Origin of the sequence: Geodermatophilus obscurus DSM 43160 (genome assembly GCF_000025345.1) — a bacterium.
Lineage (GTDB): Bacteria > Actinomycetota > Actinomycetes > Mycobacteriales > Geodermatophilaceae > Geodermatophilus > Geodermatophilus obscurus.
Genome location: NC_013757.1, coordinates 2,998,882 through 3,014,804 on the forward strand (window position 1 = coordinate 2,998,882; position 15,923 = coordinate 3,014,804).

13 protein-coding genes are annotated in these 15,923 nt (G+C 73.1%); 2 read left to right on the forward strand and 11 right to left on the reverse strand.

Features of this window, described 5'->3' with window-relative positions; translation table 11 throughout:
- Positions 1-7 precede the first annotated feature (7 nt).
- Together purU and GOBS_RS14055 are read right to left on the reverse strand one after the other, a co-directional pair.
- A complete protein-coding gene (gene purU, locus GOBS_RS14050) occupies positions 8-856 on the reverse strand; it encodes a formyltetrahydrofolate deformylase (protein WP_012948933.1) in 849 nt (282 codons plus the stop codon).
- Positions 857-866: 10 nt separating this feature from the next.
- On the reverse strand, positions 867-2,240 hold the full coding sequence (locus tag GOBS_RS14055; RefSeq protein ID WP_012948934.1) for an L-serine ammonia-lyase: 1,374 nt from the start codon (positions 2,238-2,240) through the stop codon (positions 867-869).
- A 143-nt stretch (positions 2,241-2,383) separates the two neighbouring features.
- On the opposite strand from GOBS_RS14055, the gene GOBS_RS14060 reads away from it, so the two are divergent.
- Positions 2,384-3,052, forward strand: a complete 669-nt coding sequence (locus tag GOBS_RS14060; protein ID WP_049788584.1) for a GntR family transcriptional regulator — start codon at positions 2,384-2,386, stop codon at positions 3,050-3,052.
- 160 nt (positions 3,053-3,212) lie between these two features.
- On the opposite strand, the gene folP is transcribed toward GOBS_RS14060, so the two are convergent.
- The 9 genes from folP to glyA form a co-directional block, all read right to left on the reverse strand.
- A complete protein-coding gene (folP, locus tag GOBS_RS14065; protein ID WP_012948936.1) occupies positions 3,213-4,085 on the reverse strand; it encodes a dihydropteroate synthase in 873 nt (290 codons plus the stop codon).
- Positions 4,086-4,166: 81 nt separating this feature from the next.
- Positions 4,167-5,006 (reverse strand): bifunctional 5,10-methylenetetrahydrofolate dehydrogenase/5,10-methenyltetrahydrofolate cyclohydrolase, encoded by an 840-nt coding sequence (locus GOBS_RS14070; RefSeq protein WP_012948937.1) that lies wholly within the window; start codon positions 5,004-5,006, stop codon positions 4,167-4,169.
- Entirely contained in the window at positions 5,003-5,623 is a 621-nt protein-coding gene (locus tag GOBS_RS14075; RefSeq protein WP_012948938.1) for a cyclodeaminase/cyclohydrolase family protein, read from the reverse strand. Before GOBS_RS14075 ends, GOBS_RS14070 begins: the two co-directional genes overlap by 4 nt.
- A gap of 67 nt (positions 5,624-5,690) precedes the next feature.
- Entirely contained in the window at positions 5,691-8,156 is a 2,466-nt protein-coding gene (locus GOBS_RS14080) for a GcvT family protein (protein ID WP_012948939.1), read from the reverse strand.
- Positions 8,157-8,207: 51 nt separating this feature from the next.
- Positions 8,208-8,792 (reverse strand): sarcosine oxidase subunit gamma, encoded by a 585-nt coding sequence (locus GOBS_RS14085; protein WP_012948940.1) that lies wholly within the window; start codon positions 8,790-8,792, stop codon positions 8,208-8,210.
- Positions 8,785-11,652: a 2Fe-2S iron-sulfur cluster-binding protein gene (locus tag GOBS_RS14090; RefSeq protein WP_012948941.1), complete on the reverse strand. Its 2,868-nt coding sequence runs from the start codon at positions 11,650-11,652 to the stop codon at positions 8,785-8,787. The genes GOBS_RS14085 and GOBS_RS14090 overlap by 8 nt, the downstream gene beginning before the upstream one ends.
- The gene (locus GOBS_RS14095; RefSeq protein ID WP_012948942.1) at positions 11,649-11,963 is read right to left on the reverse strand and encodes a sarcosine oxidase subunit delta; all 315 of its coding nucleotides are present in this window, start codon (positions 11,961-11,963) and stop codon (positions 11,649-11,651) included. The genes GOBS_RS14090 and GOBS_RS14095 overlap by 4 nt, the downstream gene beginning before the upstream one ends.
- Positions 11,964-11,992: 29 nt before the next feature.
- On the reverse strand, positions 11,993-13,252 hold the full coding sequence (locus GOBS_RS14100) for a sarcosine oxidase subunit beta family protein (RefSeq protein ID WP_012948943.1): 1,260 nt from the start codon (positions 13,250-13,252) through the stop codon (positions 11,993-11,995).
- The gene (gene glyA / locus GOBS_RS14105; protein ID WP_012948944.1) at positions 13,249-14,577 is read right to left on the reverse strand and encodes a serine hydroxymethyltransferase; all 1,329 of its coding nucleotides are present in this window, start codon (positions 14,575-14,577) and stop codon (positions 13,249-13,251) included. Before glyA ends, GOBS_RS14100 begins: the two co-directional genes overlap by 4 nt.
- Before the next feature lie 239 nt (positions 14,578-14,816).
- Between glyA and GOBS_RS14110 the strand changes: the two genes are divergently transcribed.
- Positions 14,817-15,908 carry an S-(hydroxymethyl)mycothiol dehydrogenase gene (locus GOBS_RS14110; RefSeq protein ID WP_012948945.1) on the forward strand — a complete coding sequence of 364 codons (1,092 nt, stop codon included), beginning with the start codon at positions 14,817-14,819 and terminating at the stop codon, positions 15,906-15,908.
- Positions 15,909-15,923: the final 15 nt, after the last annotated feature.

The following is a 15,923-nucleotide window of genomic DNA, read 5'->3' on the forward strand; positions in this document are numbered from 1 at the left end:
GACCGGGTCACCGGAAGACGACCGTGCTGTGCCCGTTGAGGAGCACCCGCTGCTCGCTGTGCCAGCGGACGGCCCGCGACAGCGCCAGCGCCTCGGCGTCCTGTCCGACGGTGGCGAGCGCACGGGGATCGAAGGTGTGGTCGATGCGGATGACCTCCTGCTCGATGATCGGGCCCTCGTCCAGGTCGGGAGTGACGTAGTGGGCCGTCGCCCCGACCAGCTTCACCCCGCGGTCGAATGCCTGGTGGTAGGGCTTGGCGCCCTTGAACCCCGGCAGGAACGAGTGGTGGATGTTGATCGCGCGGCCGTACAGGGCGGCGCACGTCTCGTCGGAGAGGATCTGCATGTAGCGGGCCAGCACGACCAGATCGGCCCGGTACTCGTCGACCAGCTCGAGCAGCCGGGCCTCGGCCTCCCGCTTGGTGGCCGGTGTCACCGGGACGTGGACGAAGGGCAGGCCGGCCGCCTCGGCCATCGGCCGCAGGTCCTCGTGGTTGGACACCACGGCGACCAGCTCCCCGCCGAGGTTGCCGGCCCGCCACCGGAAGATCAGGTCGTTGAGGCAGTGACCGAGCTTCGACACCATGACCACCACCCGCGGCGGCCGCTCCCCGGTGACCTGGTAGGTCATGCCGAACTCGTCGGCCACGGCCTGGAAGTCCGCGGAGAGGCGCTCGCAGTCGGTGTCCTCGGCGCAGACGAAGGCGGTGCGCAGGAACAGCTGACCGCGGAGGGCGTCGTCGAACTGCTGGTGCTCGACGATGTCGCAACCGTGCTCGAAGAGGAACGAGCTGACCGCGTGCACGATGCCCGGGCGCTCCTGGCAGCTGAGCGTGAGGGTGAACGGGTGGGACACGGGTGCCTCCTCAGCACTCGACGACGTTGAGCGCCAGCCCGCCACGGGCGGTCTCCTTGTACTTGTCCTTCATGTCGGCACCGGTCTCGCGCATCGTCTTGATCGCCTTGTCCAGCGGGACGTGGTGCCGGCCATCACCGCGCACGGCCATCCGCGCGGCGGTGATGGCCTTGACCGAGCCGACGGCGTTGCGCTCGATGCACGGGATCTGCACCAGCCCGCCGACGGGGTCGCAGGTGAGGCCGAGGTTGTGCTCGATGCCGATCTCCGCGGCATTCTCCACCTGCTCCGGGCTGCCCCCGATCACCTCGGCGAGGCCGGCGGCGGCCATGGAGCAGGCCGAGCCGACCTCCCCCTGGCAGCCGACCTCCGCGCCGGAGATCGAAGCGTTCTCCTTGAACAGGAGCCCGACCGCCGCAGCGGTGAGCAGGAACCGCACCACCCCGTCCTCGGAGTAGGACCCGACGAAGTCGCGGTAGTAGTGCAGGACGGCCGGCACGATGCCGGCGGCGCCGTTGGTCGGCGCGGTCACCACCCGGCCGCCTGCGGCGTTCTCCTCGTTGACCGCCAGCGCGTAGAGCGTGACCCACTCCATCGCGCGGAGCGGGTCGGCCTCGTCCGGGTGCTCCGCCAGCTGAGCGCGCAGGGCCGCAGCGCGCCGGCGGACCTTGAGCCCCCCGGGGAGCACGCCGGTGGTCCGGGTGCCGCGTTCCACGCACTCCTGCATCACCGACCAGACGTGCAGCAGGCCGGCGCGCACCTCGGCCTCGCTGCGCCAGGCCAGCTCGTTGGCCAGCATCACGTCGCTGATCCGCAGCCCGGTCTCACGGGTGCGCGCCAGCAGCTCCTCGCCGCTGTGGAACGGGTACCGCACCGGGGTGCCGTCCTCGACGATCACCGCGTTGCCGGCCTCGTCCTCGTCCAGGACGAAGCCACCGCCGACCGAGTAGTACTCGCGCCGGTCGACCTCGTCGCCCTCGGCGTCCAGGGCGCGGAAGCGCATGCCGTTGCTGTGGAACTCCAGCCGCTTGCGCCGGTGCAGCACGACGTCGTCGTCCACGGAGAAGGCGATGGGGTGCTCGCCGGCCAGGGCCAGCTTCCCCTCGCGACGGACGGCGTCGACCCGGGGGCCGGCCGCCACCGGGTCGACCAGGTCCGGCTGCTCCCCCTCGAGGCCGAGGACGACCGCCTTGACGCTGCCGTGCCCGTGCCCGGTCGCCCCCAGCGACCCGAACAGCTCGCAGCGCACCGCGGCGACCCGGCCCAGCCGGCCCTCGTCGCGGAGCCGGGACACGAAGGCGCAGGCGGCACGCATCGGGCCGACGGTGTGCGAACTGGACGGGCCGATCCCCACCTTGAACAGGTCGAAGGCGCTGATGGTCACCTGTACCTCCCTCTCCCCGCCGATGTCCTGCCACACCGACTGGGGACCTGGGTACACAGTTGGTATATCAGATGTACTGTAAAGGTATGTCGATCCCTCTGAAGAGGCAAGGCCTGTTGGCCGCCAACCTCTACGATCTGGTCGTGAGCGCTGAGCCCCTGGACCTCGACTCGTCTGCTGTCGCGTCCCTGGCGGACAAGGCCTACGTGGCGATCCGGGACCGGCTGATCATGCTGGACATCCGGCCGGGCGACCCGATCGACGACGACGAACTGGCCAAGGACCTCGATGTGGGCCGAACCCCGGTCCGCGAGGCGCTGAAACGGCTGGAGGGCGACCGCCTCGTGGTGTCCTACCCGCGGCGCGGGACCTTTGCGACCGGTATGGACATCTCCGACCTGGCGCACATCTCCGACATCCGCGCTCAGCTCGAGCCGTTGGCCGCCCGTCGTGCCGCCGAACGGGCCGTCCGCACGGCGCACGCCGAGCTCGAGGACCTGGCCTCGCGCATCCAGCACCTGGACGTCACCCAGATCGACCGGACCGAGCTGATGCGCTGGGACCTCGCCGTGCACCGGGCCATCTACCGGGCGGCCGGCAACCCCCACCTGGAGGACGTCCTGATCCGCTACGACAACCTGGCGACGCGGATCTTCTGCCTGTTCCTGGACCGGCTGCCCACGGTGGACGAGCATGTCGGTGAGCACGTGGAGCTGCTCCGCGCGATCGCCGCCGGCGACGCCGATCAGGCCGACGACCTCGCCCGTGAGCACGTCCTGGGCTTCGAGCGGGCGATCCGTTCGGTGATCTAGCGGAAGTCGAAGATCCCGTCCTCCTCACCGCTCCCAGGCTCGCAGCGAGCCTCTGGACCGGGCCGGTCCGCGGCGGGACCCTGCAGGGGGCCGTTCCAGTACGTCACCAGGCCCGCGGCAAGCCTGTGGACGGGGCCCGCCGAGGACGCCTCCAGGCGGACTACACCGGGCCGACGGCGTCCAGCACCGTCAGGACGTCCCTCGTGGCCGCGACGTCGTGCACCCGCAGCACCGCGGCACCTCGCTGGGCGGCGAGGAGCGCCGCGGCCAGGGACGCGGGCAGCCGGTCCCCCACCGCCCGGCCGGTGAGCTGCCCGAGTACCGACTTCCGGGACAGCCCGACCATGACCGGGACCCCCAGGCTGTGCAGCCCGTCGAGCGAGGCCAGCAGGGCGACGTTGTGGGCCGGCGTCTTGCCGAACCCGAACCCCGGGTCCACCACCAGGTGCTCCTGCCGGATGCCGGCGTCGAGGCAGGCACGCATCCGCTCGGCGAGGAAGGTGCGCACCTCCACGACGACGTCCCGGTAGCGCGGGTCCTGCTGCATGGTCTCCGGCGAGCGCTGCATGTGCATCAGGCACACCGGCACGCCCAGCTCCGCGGCAACCTCCAGGGCACCCGGCGACCGCAGCGCCCGGACGTCGTTGACCATGCTCGCCCCGGCCGCGACGGCGGCCCGCATGACCTCGGGCCGCGAGGTGTCCACGGACAACGGCACGGGGGTCCGCTGCGCGAGGGCCTCGACCACCGGGACGACACGGGCCAGTTCCTCGGCGAGGGTCGGCGGGCGCGAGCCGGGCCGGGTCGACTCCCCGCCGACGTCGATGAGGTCGGCCCCCTCGGCAGCCAGGGTGCACCCGTGCGCCACGGCCCGGTCCAGGTCGTCGAACCGCCCGCCGTCGGAGAACGAGTCGGGAGTGACGTTGAGGATGCCGCAGACCAGTGGCCGCCCCGCCGCGAGCGCCCGTGCGAGGGGGGGCGTCGACGTGCCGGTGCCTGCGGGTGGGCGGTCGGCCAACGCCGTGCCGGTCATCTGACTGCTCCGTTCTCGCGGGGTCGGGAGAGGGCGGGACGGCGGCTCACGGCCGCCCGCGGAGGGCAGGCGGGTCCTCGTTCAGCCGCGCGCGGACGCGACCGTGTGCTGCAGGAGCAGTGCCGTGGTGACCGGGCCGACCCCGCCGGGGACCGGTGTCAGCCCGGCGGCGCGCCCGGTGACCGAGCCGGCGTCGACGTCGCCGACCAGCCCGCCGTCGGGCGTCGGGTTGGTCCCGACGTCGATGACCACCGAGTCCTCGCCGACGTGCTCGGCCGTGATGAGCTCCGGCCGCCCGACGGCGGCGACGAGCACGTCCGCGGTCCGGGTGAGCGCGGCCAGGTCCTTGGTGCGGCTGTGGCAGACGGTCACGGTGGCGTCCCGCTGCAGCAGCAGGTGCGCCGCGGGCTTGCCGACGACGGTGGAGCGCCCGACCACGACCGCGTGCGCGCCGGCCAGGGGGATCCCGTGGTGGTCCAGGAGCACGAGCACGGCCTCGGCGGTCGCCGGCGGATGCGCGGGCAGGCCCGCGGCCAGCCGTCCCAGGCTGAGCGGGTTGGCGCCGTCGATGTCCTTGGCGGGGTCGATCGACGCGGCGAGGTCCGCGAAGACGGCGCCGGGCGGCAGCGGCGTCTGCAGGATGATGCCGTGCACCGCGGGATCGGCGCTGAGCGCGGCCAGCTCGGCGCCGATCCGCTCCGACGTCGCCGTCTCCCCGAGGTCGACGACCGAGCAGGCGATGCCGGTCTTTTGCGCGGCGCGGGCGATGGAGCGGACGTACCAGGCGCTGGACTCGTCAGCCGTCGCGACGACGACGGCGAGCCGGGGCGGTGTCCCGGCGGCGGTCAGGTCCGCGGCCGCGGCGGCGACCTCGGCGCGGATGCCGGCGGCCAGCTCCGTTCCGCTCAGCGTCGCGGTCATCGGACCAGCCCGTCCCGGACGGCGGCGGTGACCTTCTCCGCGCGCAGCACGAGGTCGTCGACGGTGTCGACGGCCGCGGCGAGCTCTCCCCAGGCCGCCGGGTCCTTGATGCCACCCAGGTTGATCTCGACGTTGACCCGGGCCGTCGTGGCCGCTGCCCGGGCCGCCTCGGCGGCGGCGGCGACGTCGCTGACCACGTTCCGGTTGCCGATCGGCAGCAGCTGCTCGGCCAGGCCGAGCACCTGGTCGGCGACGGCGACGACGACCGCCGGCACCCGGGCCGCCGCGACGAGGGAGGTCGCGATGGCCTCGGACCGGTCCGCGGCCTCGTCGGGCGTCCCCTTCGGCAGCCGGTAGGCCTCGGTGACCGCGGTAAAGGCCGCGGCGTCCTCCTCGGCCAGGCCCAGCGCGTTCTCCCGCAGCCGGTCGGCGGTGCTCGTGACTGTGGCGATCTCCTCGGCGTGGTCGGCGTACTTCGCCGAGTCGCTGTAGCGGGCGACCATCGCCACCAGGGCGGCGGCCTGGGCCGCGTGCAGCGCGGCGGTAGCCCCTCCTCCGGGTGCGGGCACCCTGGCGGCGAGCTGCTCCAGGAACGTCTCGATGGTGTCGGTGCGCATGAGCGGGGTCCTCCGGGGGTGGGAACGGTCGCGGGCCGGCGGGCGAGTTGGCGGGGCGGGTCCTTCTTCAGCCGCGGATGCGGGTCATCTCCGGGTCGACGAGCGGCTCGGCGGCGACGGTGGCGGGGATGCGGGTACCGAAGTACTCGATCTCGACCGTCGTCCCGACGGTCGCCGAGGCCGGCAGCCAGGCGTAGGCGATCGGCCGGCCGACCGTGTGCCCGAAGGCGGCGCTGGTCACGTAGCCGGCCGGTCGGCCGTCGACGTACACCGGCTCGTGGCCGAGGACGACACTGCGGCCGTCGTCGATCGTCAGGCAGGACAGCCGGCGGCTCACCGTGTCGTCGCTGCGCCCGGCGAGAGCCTCCTGGCCCACGTAGCCCTGCTTCTGCTTGCGGACGGCGAAGCCGAGACCGGCCTCGTAGGGGTCGTGCTCGGTGGTCATGTCATGGCCCCAGGCGCGGTAGCCCTTCTCCAGCCGGAGGCTGTTGAAGGCCGCCCGGCCTGCGGCGATGACACCCAGGTCCTGGCCGGCGCGCCACAAAACGTCCCACAGCCGCTGGCCGTTGTCGGCGCTGGTGTAGATCTCCCAGCCGAGCTCGCCGACGTAGGACAGCCGCATCGCCGTCACGGGGACCCCGCCGATCCGGGCCCGCTTGGCGCGGAAGTACTTCAGCCCGCCGTTGGTGAAGTCGTCGGCGCTGACCCGCTGCACCAGGTCACGGGCGCGCGGACCCCACAGCCCGATGCAGCAGGTGCCGCCGGTGACGTCGCGGACCTGCACGCTGCCGTCGTCCGGGGCCTCGCGCAGGAGGAGGTCGTGGTCGAGGGGCCCGTTGGCGCCGACCTGGAACAGCTGCTCCCCCAGCCGGGCCACGGTGAGGTCGCTGCGGACACCGCCGGCCTCGTCGAGGGCGAGCGCGTAGGTCACCGCCCCGACGGACTTGTCCATCTCGCCGGTCGTCAGCCGCTGCAGGAGGGCCAGGGCGCCGGGGCCGCTGACCTCGAGCCGCTTGAGCGGCGTCATGTCGTACAGCGCCACGGCGGTGCGGGTCTTCCACGCCTCCGCCGCCGCGATCGGGGACCAGAACTGCCCCGCCCACGCGTCGCGCTCCGGCGGCACCCACTCCGCCGGCAGCTCGTCGACCAAGTGCGCGTTGGCCTCGTACCAGTGCGGCCGCTCCCAGCCGCCGCCCTCGAGGAAGACTGCGCCGAGCTCCCGCTGCCGGGTGTGGAAGGGGCTGACCCTCAGGTCGCGCGGGGACAGCCGCGGCTGCAGCGGGTGGAGCACGTCGTAGATCTCGACGAAGTTCTGCTGGGAGGTCTCGCTGACGTACTCCGGGGCCAGCTGGACGTCCTCGAAGCGGTGCACGTCGCAGCCGTGCAGATCGATCTCCGAGCGGCCGTCGACCAGGAGCTGGGCCACCGCCCGGCCGACCCCGGCGGAGTGGGTCACCCAGACCGCCTCGGCGATCCAGAAGCCCGCCACGTCCCGCGACTCCCCGATCAGCGGGCCGCCGTCGGGCGTGAACGAGAAGACACCGTTGAAGCCGGAGTCGATCTTCGAGGCGCGCAGCGAGGGCAGCAGCAGCTGGCTCTCCTCCCACTGGGCGGCGAAGTCCTCCTCGGTGAAGGGCAGCATCGAGGGCATCGACGACTCCCGGACGCCGTCGCCCTGCGGCAGCTCGCGCAGGTCGACCGGCATCGGGCGGTGGGCGTAGGAGCCGATGCCGAGGCGGTCGACGCGCTCCCGGTAGTAGAGGTCCTGGTCCTGGTGGCGCAGGATCGGCAGGCTCGCCTCGGTGAGCTCGGTGTTGCGCCCGACCAGGTCCGGCACCTGGCCGGTCCAGACGAACTGGTGGGCCAGCGGGAGCAGCGGCACGTCCATGCCCACCATGGCACCCACCTCCACCCCCCAGAAGCCGGCGCAGGACACCACCAGGTCGGCAGGGATGACGCCGTCCGGGGTCCGGACCCCGGTGACCCGGCCGCCGGCCTGCTCGATGCCGGTCACCCGGGTCGAGCCCTGGAAGCGGGCACCCCGCGCCTCGGCGCGGCGGGCCAGCGCGACGACCGCGCGCGACGCCTTGGCCAGGCCGTCGCTGGGGATGTGCAGCCCGCCGAGGACGCGGTCGCGGTCGACCAGCGGGTGCAGCCGCACGCACTCCTCCGCGTCGACGACCTGCGCGTCGACGCCCCACGAGGTCGCCCAGCCCTGCTTGCGGTGCAGGTCGGCGAGGCGCTCCGGCGTGGTGGCGACCTCGAGGCCGCCGACCTGGTTGAAGCACCAGGCACCGTCGACGTCGATGCCCGTGAACTTCTCCACCGTGTAGCTGGCCAGCTCGGTCATCGTCTTGGACCCGTTGGTCTGGAAGACCAGCCCGGGCGCGTGCGAGGTGGATCCCCCGGTCAGCGGGAGGGGCCCCTGGTCGACAACGGTGACGCGGTCCCAGCCACGGGCGGTCAGCTCGTCGGCCAGGTTGGCCCCGACGATCCCCGCTCCGATGATGACCACACGAGGGGTGCTGGACATTGCTTCGCTCCTGACGTGCCGGTGGATCCGGGGACTGCCGACGCGGGCCGGTCAGTCGTGAGGGGTGGGGGTGAACTCGAGGGCCGCGTCGAGCAGCCAGTCGGCCAGGTAGCCGGCGAAGGACGACCGGACGAGGACGACGACGTCGTCGCCCGCGTCGGAGAGGGCCAGCAGCACGACGCCGGCCTGGCTGAGCGCCGTCTGCGCGCTGCTCCCCCGCCCGAACACCCGCGGGTGCAGGTCGATCGAGCAGCCCTTGGCCAGGACGTCCCGCACCCGCGCACCGGTCAGCCGGAGGCTGATCCGCTGGGCGGAGACGTCCGCCGCGGAGCCGCCCAGCGGTAGGACGGCGGCGCGGACCCGGTCCTCGAGCTCCTCGGGCGTCTCCGTGGTGCTGGTGAGCAGCCACTCGTCGGGGCCGAGCCAGACGGCCCGCCCGGTGTCGGCCGGCACCCAGGTGTTGGGCGCCGTCGGCAGGTCGACGCCCAGCGCCGCCGACGCCTCGGCACCGACGGTGCTGAGGCGGACGTCCACCATCGCGACGAACGGCTCGACGGTGATGCCGACGGTGCCGGGCAACCGCTCGAAGTCGGCGCGCCAGGCCTCGAGCGGGTGGGTGCGCAGCAGCTCAGCCATCGCGACGGGCTCCTTCGGGGTCGACCAGCACCGAGCCGGTGACTTCGACCGGGACGAGGGTGCCGTTGACGGGGACGTGGACGGTGTCACCGATGCGCTCCCGGCCGCCCTTGACCAGGGCCAGGGCGAAGGGGCGGGCGAGCTCGGCGCTGCGGTAGCTGGAGGTGACGTGGCCGAGCATCGGGACCGGCGGGGGCGGCAGCTGGCCGTCGGCGAGGAAGTCGATGATCTGGGAGCCCTCCGGCAGCACGGTCTGCCGGTCCACCGGCAGCAGCCCGACCAGCTGCTTGCGCAGCGGGTCGGCGTTGGCCGGGCGGGCGAAGGAGCGCTTGCCGACGAAGTCGGGCTTCTTCTTCGAGACCGCCCACGCCATACCGAGGTCGTGCGGGGTGACGGTGCCGTCGGTGTCCTGCCCGATGATCGGGTAACCCTTCTCCGCGCGCAGGACGTGCATGGTCTCCGTGCCGTACGGCGTGATGCCGTACGGGCGGCCGGCGTCGAGCAGCCGCTGCCAGACCGCGACCGCGTACCAGGGGTTGACGTAGACCTCGTACGCGAGCTCGCCGGAGAAGCTGATCCGGGCCAGCCGGACCGGCACCCCGTCGAGGGTGGTGTCCCGCCAGGTCATGAACGGGAAGGCCTCGGCGGAGACGTCCACGTGGGGGAAGACCGCGCCGACGACGTCGCGGGACCGCGGCCCCACGACGGGGAAGGTGACCCACTGCTCGGTGACCGACGTGCAGTGGACCCGCAGGTCCGGCCACTCCGTCTGGGCCCACTCCTCCATCCAGTCGAGGATCTTCGCCGCGCCGCCGGTGGTGGTGAGGACGAGGAAGCGGTCCTCGGCCAGGCGCAGCACGGTGCCGTCGTCGATGACCATGCCGTCGACGCCGCACATGACCCCGTAGCGGACGGAGCCGACCTTCAGGCTGCTCATCAGGTTCGTGTAGAGCCGGTCGAGCAGGACGGCGGCGTCCGGGCCCTGGACGTCGATCTTGCCGAGGGTGGAGCCGTCGAGGATCCCGACGCCGGTCCGGGCCGCGGCGCACTCCCGCAGGACCGCGGTCTCCATGTCCTCGCCGGGCTGCGGGTAGTAGCGGGGACGCTTCCACTGACCGACGTCCTCGAAGACCGCGCCCGCCGCTCCGTGCCACTCGTGCAGGGCCGTGACCCGCTCGGGGTCGAAGAGCCGGCCGCGGTCGCGGCCGGCCAGGGCGGCGAAGGCGACGGGGGTGTAGGGCGGCCGGAACGTGGTGGTCCCGGTGTCCTGCACCGGGATCCCGAGCAGCTCGGCGGTGATCCCCGAGGTGAGGACGCCGGAGGTCTTGCCCTGGTCGTGCGCCGTCCCGATCGTCGTGTAGCGCTTGACGTGCTCGATGGAGCGCAGCCCGGCGCCGACCGCGCGGGCGATGTCAGCGACCGTCGCGTCGCGCTGCAGGTCGACGAACGAGGTGCTGCCGTCGGCGCCGGAGGTGTCCGGCACCCGCCACAGCACCAGCGGCGCGGCCGGGACGACGGGGTCCGGGGTGGCGGGCAGCCGGTCCTCCCCCGCCGGCGGGATCGTCAGCGCCGTCAGCGCGGCGCGCGCCACCCGCTGCCCGTCGGCCAGGCACCCGGCCAGGTCGAACACGCCGGCGGCCGAGCCGGTGACGGTCAGGCCGTCGAGCGCCTCCCCGGGGAGGAACGCACCGAGGGCCTCGTCGTAGCGGAGCCGGCCGCGGGCCTGGCTGAACAGGTGCACCGCGGGGTTCCAGCCCCCGCTGACCAGGAGCAGGTCGCAGGCGATCGCGCTGCTGGCGCCGACCTCGCCGTCCGCGAACGGGGCGACGAGGGCGTGCGTGACCCGCCCGACGCCCTGCGTGCCGGTCACGACGGCACCGGACAGGACGCGGATGCCCGCGTGCTCGCACTCCTCGCGGCGCGGCGAGCCCTCCGGCCGGGCGTCGACCACCGCCTGCACCTGCACACCCGCGCGGTGCAGGTCGAGGGCGGCGTCGTAGGCGCTGTCGTTCGTGGTGAACACGACGGCCTCGCGGCCGGGCAGCACGCCGTAGCGGTGCAGGAACGTCCGGGCGGCGCCGGCCAGCATGGTCCCCGGGCGGTCGTTGTCGGCGAAGACGACCGGACGCTCGTGCGCCCCCGTCGCGACGACGATCGAGCGGGCCCGGATGCGCCAGACCCGCTGGCGGGAGACGTGCTTGGGCGCGGCGGCGCCGAGGTGGTCGGTGCGCCGCTCCAGGGCCAGGACGAAACCGTCGTCGTAGCTGCCGAACGCGGTGGTGCGCTGCAGGTGCAGCACCTCCGGGGAGCCGGCCAGCTCGGCGACCGCCGCGGCGACCCACTGCAGCGCCGGGGCGTCGTCGAGCCGCTCGGTGCCCGAGAGCAGGGAGCCGCCGGCCTCGGACTGCTCGTCGACGAGCGCGACGCGGGCACCGGCCCGGGCGGCGGTGAGCGCGGCGGCCAGCCCCGCGGGGCCGGCCCCCACGACGAGCACGTCCACGTGGTGGTGGACCGCGTCGTAGCGGGCCGAGTCGGGGACGTCGGCGAGGCGGCCTTGCCCCGGCAGGCCGTGGGCGGCCAGTCCGTCGTACAGCTCGACGGTGGTCGCCAGCAGCATGGGCTCGGGGAAAGGCTCCTCGATCTGCACCAGGCCGCACGGGTCCTCGGCCCAGGCGGCGGCGATGCCGCGCGGTCGGCCGAGCTTGATGCTCGTGGCGACCTGGTGCCGGCCGTTGGCGAGCAGCGCCGAGGCCAGGGTGTCGCCGGGGTGACCGGGGAAGGTCTGCCCGTCGAAGGTGAACCCGACGGTGGTGGCGCGGTCGATGCGGCCGCCCTGGGGCGTGCGGAACGGGCTGGTCACGGGGCTGTTCCCTCCTTGCGTGACCTCGCGAGCTCGGTCACGCCCGGCTTCGGGTCATCGAGGCGGTAGACACGCTCGAAGCGGTAGGTGGTGGTGTCGCGGATCGCGTTGAACCAGCGGCGGCAGCCGGCGCTGTGGTTCCAGCGCTCGGCGAAGCGGCCCTTGGTGTTGTCGCGGAAGAAGACGTAGTGCGCCCACTCCTCGTCGGAGAGCTCGGCGGGGGTGTCCGGGTAGGGGACGTGAGCCTGGCCGCCGTAGTGGAACTCGACCTCCTCGCGGGGGCCGCACCACGGGCATGCGATGAGTTGCACGGGAACTCCTGGGTGGATGGGCGAGTGCGTCAGTGGGCCACGGCGGCGGCGCCGTGCTCGTCGACGAGTGCACCGGTGACGAACCGGTCGAGGCTGAACGGCGCCACGAGCGGGTGGGGCTCGTCGTGGGCGATGGTGTGCGCCAGGGCCGAGCCGATGCCGGGCGTGGCCTTGAACCCGCCGGTGCCCCAGCCGCAGTTGAGGTAGACGTTGTCGTAGGGCGTGCGCCCGACGATCGGCGAGGCGTCGGGGCTGGTGTCGACGATGCCGCCCCAGGTGCGCAGCAGGTGCGCCCGCGCGAACACCGGGAAGAGCTCGACGGCGGCGGCCATCTGACGCTCGATGATGTGGAACGCGCCCCGCTGGCCGTAGCCGTTGTACGAGTCGACGCCGGCGCCCATGACCAGCTCGCCCTTGTGCGCCTGCGAGACGTACACGTGGACGGCGTTGGACATGACCACCGTGGGGTGCACCGGCTCGAGCAGCTCGGAGACCAGCGCCTGCAGCGGGTGGCTCTGGATCGGCACGCGGATGCCGAGCATGTCGGTGAGCACGGAGGTGTGGCCGGCCGCGCAGAGGGCCACGGTGCCCGCGCCGATGGTGCCGCGGGTGGTCTGCACCCCGGTGACCCGATTGCCGTCGGTGGCGAACCCGGTGACCTCGCAGTCCTGGATGAGGTCGATCCCGGCCTCGTCGGCGCGGCGGGCGAAGCCCCAGGCCACGTAGTCGTGCTTGGCGATGCCGGCGCGGGGCTGGTACGTCGCCCCCAGGACCGGGTAGCGGATGTCGGTCGAGGTGTTGACGACCGGGCAGACCTTGCGGACCTCGTCCGGCTCCAGCCACTCCGCGTCGACGCCGTTGAGCTTGTTGGCCTCGACCCGGCGCACGCTGTCACGGACGTCCTGCAGGGTGTGGGCCAGGTTGAGCACGCCGCGCTGGCTGAACAGGATCGGGTAGCCGAGGTCCTCCTCGAGCCCCTCCCACAGCTTGAGCGCGTGCTCGTAGATGCCCGAGCTCTCGTCCCACAGGTAGTTGGACCGGATGATCGTGGTGTTGCGGGCCATGTTGCCGCCGGCCAGCCAGCCCTTCTCCAGGACGGCGACGTTCGTGATGCCGTGGTTCTTCGCCAGGTAGTGCGCGGTGGCCAGGCCGTGCCCGCCGCCGCCGACGATGACCACGTCGTAGGAGCGCTTCGGCTCCGGGCTCCGCCAGAGGGCGTCCGGGTGCTCCGGCAGGTCCGCGCCGGGGGTGCGGAGGGTGCGGGTGGTGTGGGGGGAACCGAGGCTCATCGGGGGACCTCCGTCAGATCGGGGTAGAGCGGGTGGCGGTCGGCCAGCCGGGTGACCCGGCCGCGCAGCTCGGCGAGCTGGTCCTCGCCCACCGAGGGCCGCAGCGCGGCGGCGATGACGTCGGCGACCTCGGCGAAGTCCTCGAGGTCGAACCCGCGCGCCGCCAGGGCCGGAGTGCCGATGCGGACCCCGGAGCTGACCATCGGCGGGCGGGGGTCGAAGGGCACCGCGTTGCGGTTGACGGTGATGCCGATCGAGTGCAGGCGGTCCTCGGCCTGCCGGCCGTCCAGCTCCGACTCGCGCAGGTCCACCAGGACGAGGTGGACGTCGGTACCGCCGCTGACCACGTTGATGCCCGCCTCGCGGGAGTCGGCGGTCAGCAACCGGTCGGCCAGGATCCGGGCGCCGGCGAGGGTCCGCTCCTGGCGCTCGCGGAAGGCCGGCTCCCCGGCCAGCTTGAAGGCCACCGCCTTGGCGGCGATCACGTGCTCCAGCGGGCCGCCCTGCTGGCCGGGGAAGACCGAGGAGTTGAACCTCTTCGCGAGGTCGGCCGTGGCCAGGATGACCCCGCCGCGCGGGCCGCCCAGGGTCTTGTGGGTGGTCGAGGTGACCACGTGCGCGTGCGGCACCGGGGAGGGGTGCAGCCCGGCTGCCACCAGCCCGGCGAAGTGCGCCATGTCGACCATCAGGTAGGCACCGACCTCGTCGGCGATCCGGCGGAACTCGGCGAAGTCCAGCTGACGGGGGTAGGCCGACCAGCCGGCCACGATGAGCTTGGGCCGCCGCTCCTGCGCCAGCTTCTCCACCTCGGCCATGTCGACCCGGTGGTCCTCGCGGCTCACGTGGTACGCGGCCACGTCGTAGAGCTTCCCGGAGAAGTTGAGCTTCATCCCGTGGGTCAGGTGGCCCCCGTGGGCCAGGTCCAGCCCCAGGATGGTGTCGCCGGGCTGCAGCAGGGCGGACATCGCCGCGGCGTTGGCCTGCGCACCGGAGTGCGGCTGCACGTTGGCGTACTCCGCGCCGAACAGCGCCTTCAGCCGGTCGATGGCCAGCTGCTCGATGACGTCCACGTGCTCGCAGCCGCCGTAGTACCGCCGGCCGGGGTAGCCCTCGGCGTACTTGTTGGTCAGCACCGAGCCCTGGGCCTGCATGACGGCCACCGGGGCGAAGTTCTCGCTGGCGATCATCTCCAGAGTGGTCTGCTGCCGGGTCAGCTCGGCGACGATCGCACCAGCCACCTCGGGGTCGGTGTCCGCCAGCGACCGATCGAGCACGCGGTCCGGACCGGCCGGGGCCTGGAGCGCTCCGTCTACCTGGACGACCATGCCGGAGTCCCTTCTGTCATGAGATGCAGCCGAAGACTGGTATATCAGTCGTCCAACACAGTAGGGTGAGCGCCGGACGGGGTCAAGGGGTGCCGGGAGAGGACCTCCCGACCCCACCGCCGGCCGCGATCCGGGCCCCGCTCCACGCGTGCGAGGGGCGGGGAGCACAGGGCCCTCCCACCACCGGAGCAGCGACCACCGCGTCCGGTCCGCGCATCAGCGAGAGGAGATCCACCGTCATGGCCTACGAGGTGAAGGGCGTCGTCGCCCGCAGCAAGGGTGCCCCGGTGACCGTCGAGACGATCATCGTGCCCGACCCCGGCCCGGGCGAGGCGGTGGTCGACGTGCAGGCCTGCGGGGTGTGCGCCACCGACCTGCACTACCGCGAGGGCACCATCACCGACCAGTACCCGTTCCTGCTCGGCCACGAGGCCGCCGGCACCGTGGCCGCGGTCGGTGCGGGGGTCACCAACGTCGCCGTGGGCGACTTCGTGATCCTGAACTGGCGGGCGGTGTGCGGCCAGTGCCGCGCCTGTCTCAAAGGCGAGCTGCAGTACTGCTTCAACACCCACAACGCCGCGCAGCAGATGACCCTCACCGACGGCACCGCGCTGAGCCCGGCGCTGGGCATCGGCGCGTTCACCGAGAAGACGCTGGTGCACTCCGGGCAGTGCACTCCGGTCGACCCCGCCGCGCCGGCCACCGCCGCCGGCCTGCTCGGCTGCGGGGTGATGGCCGGGGTGGGCGCGGCGATCAACACCGCCGGCGTGCGCCGCGGGGAGAGCGTGGCGGTGTTCGGCTGCGGCGGGGTGGGCGACGCCGCGATCGCCGGGGCGAAGCTGGCCGGCGCGGCCACCATCGTGGCGGTGGACATCGACGACCGGAAGCTGGAGTGGGCCCGGCGGTTCGGCGCCACCCACACCGTCAACAGCAAGGCCACCGACGCGGTCGCGGCGGTCAAGGCCGCCACCGGCGGCTTCGGTGCGGATGTGACCATCGACGCGGTGGGCCACCCGGCGGTGTTCGAGCAGGCCTTCTACGCCCGCGACCTGGCCGGCCGGGTGGTGCTGGTCGGGGTGCCCGCCCCGGACATGACGATCACCCTGCCGCTGCTGGAGGTGTTCGGCCGGGGCGGGGCGATCAAGTCCTCCTGGTACGGCGACTGCCTGCCCTCCCGGGACTTCCCGATGTTGGTCGACCTCTACCGGCAGGGCCGCTTCCCACTGGAGGACTTCGTCACCGAGGCCATCGGCCTGGACGACGTCGAAGAGGCCTTCGACAACCTGCGCCGCGGCGAGGTGCTGCGCTCGGTCGTGGTGTTGGACAAGTGAGCGGCGTGGTGAGCT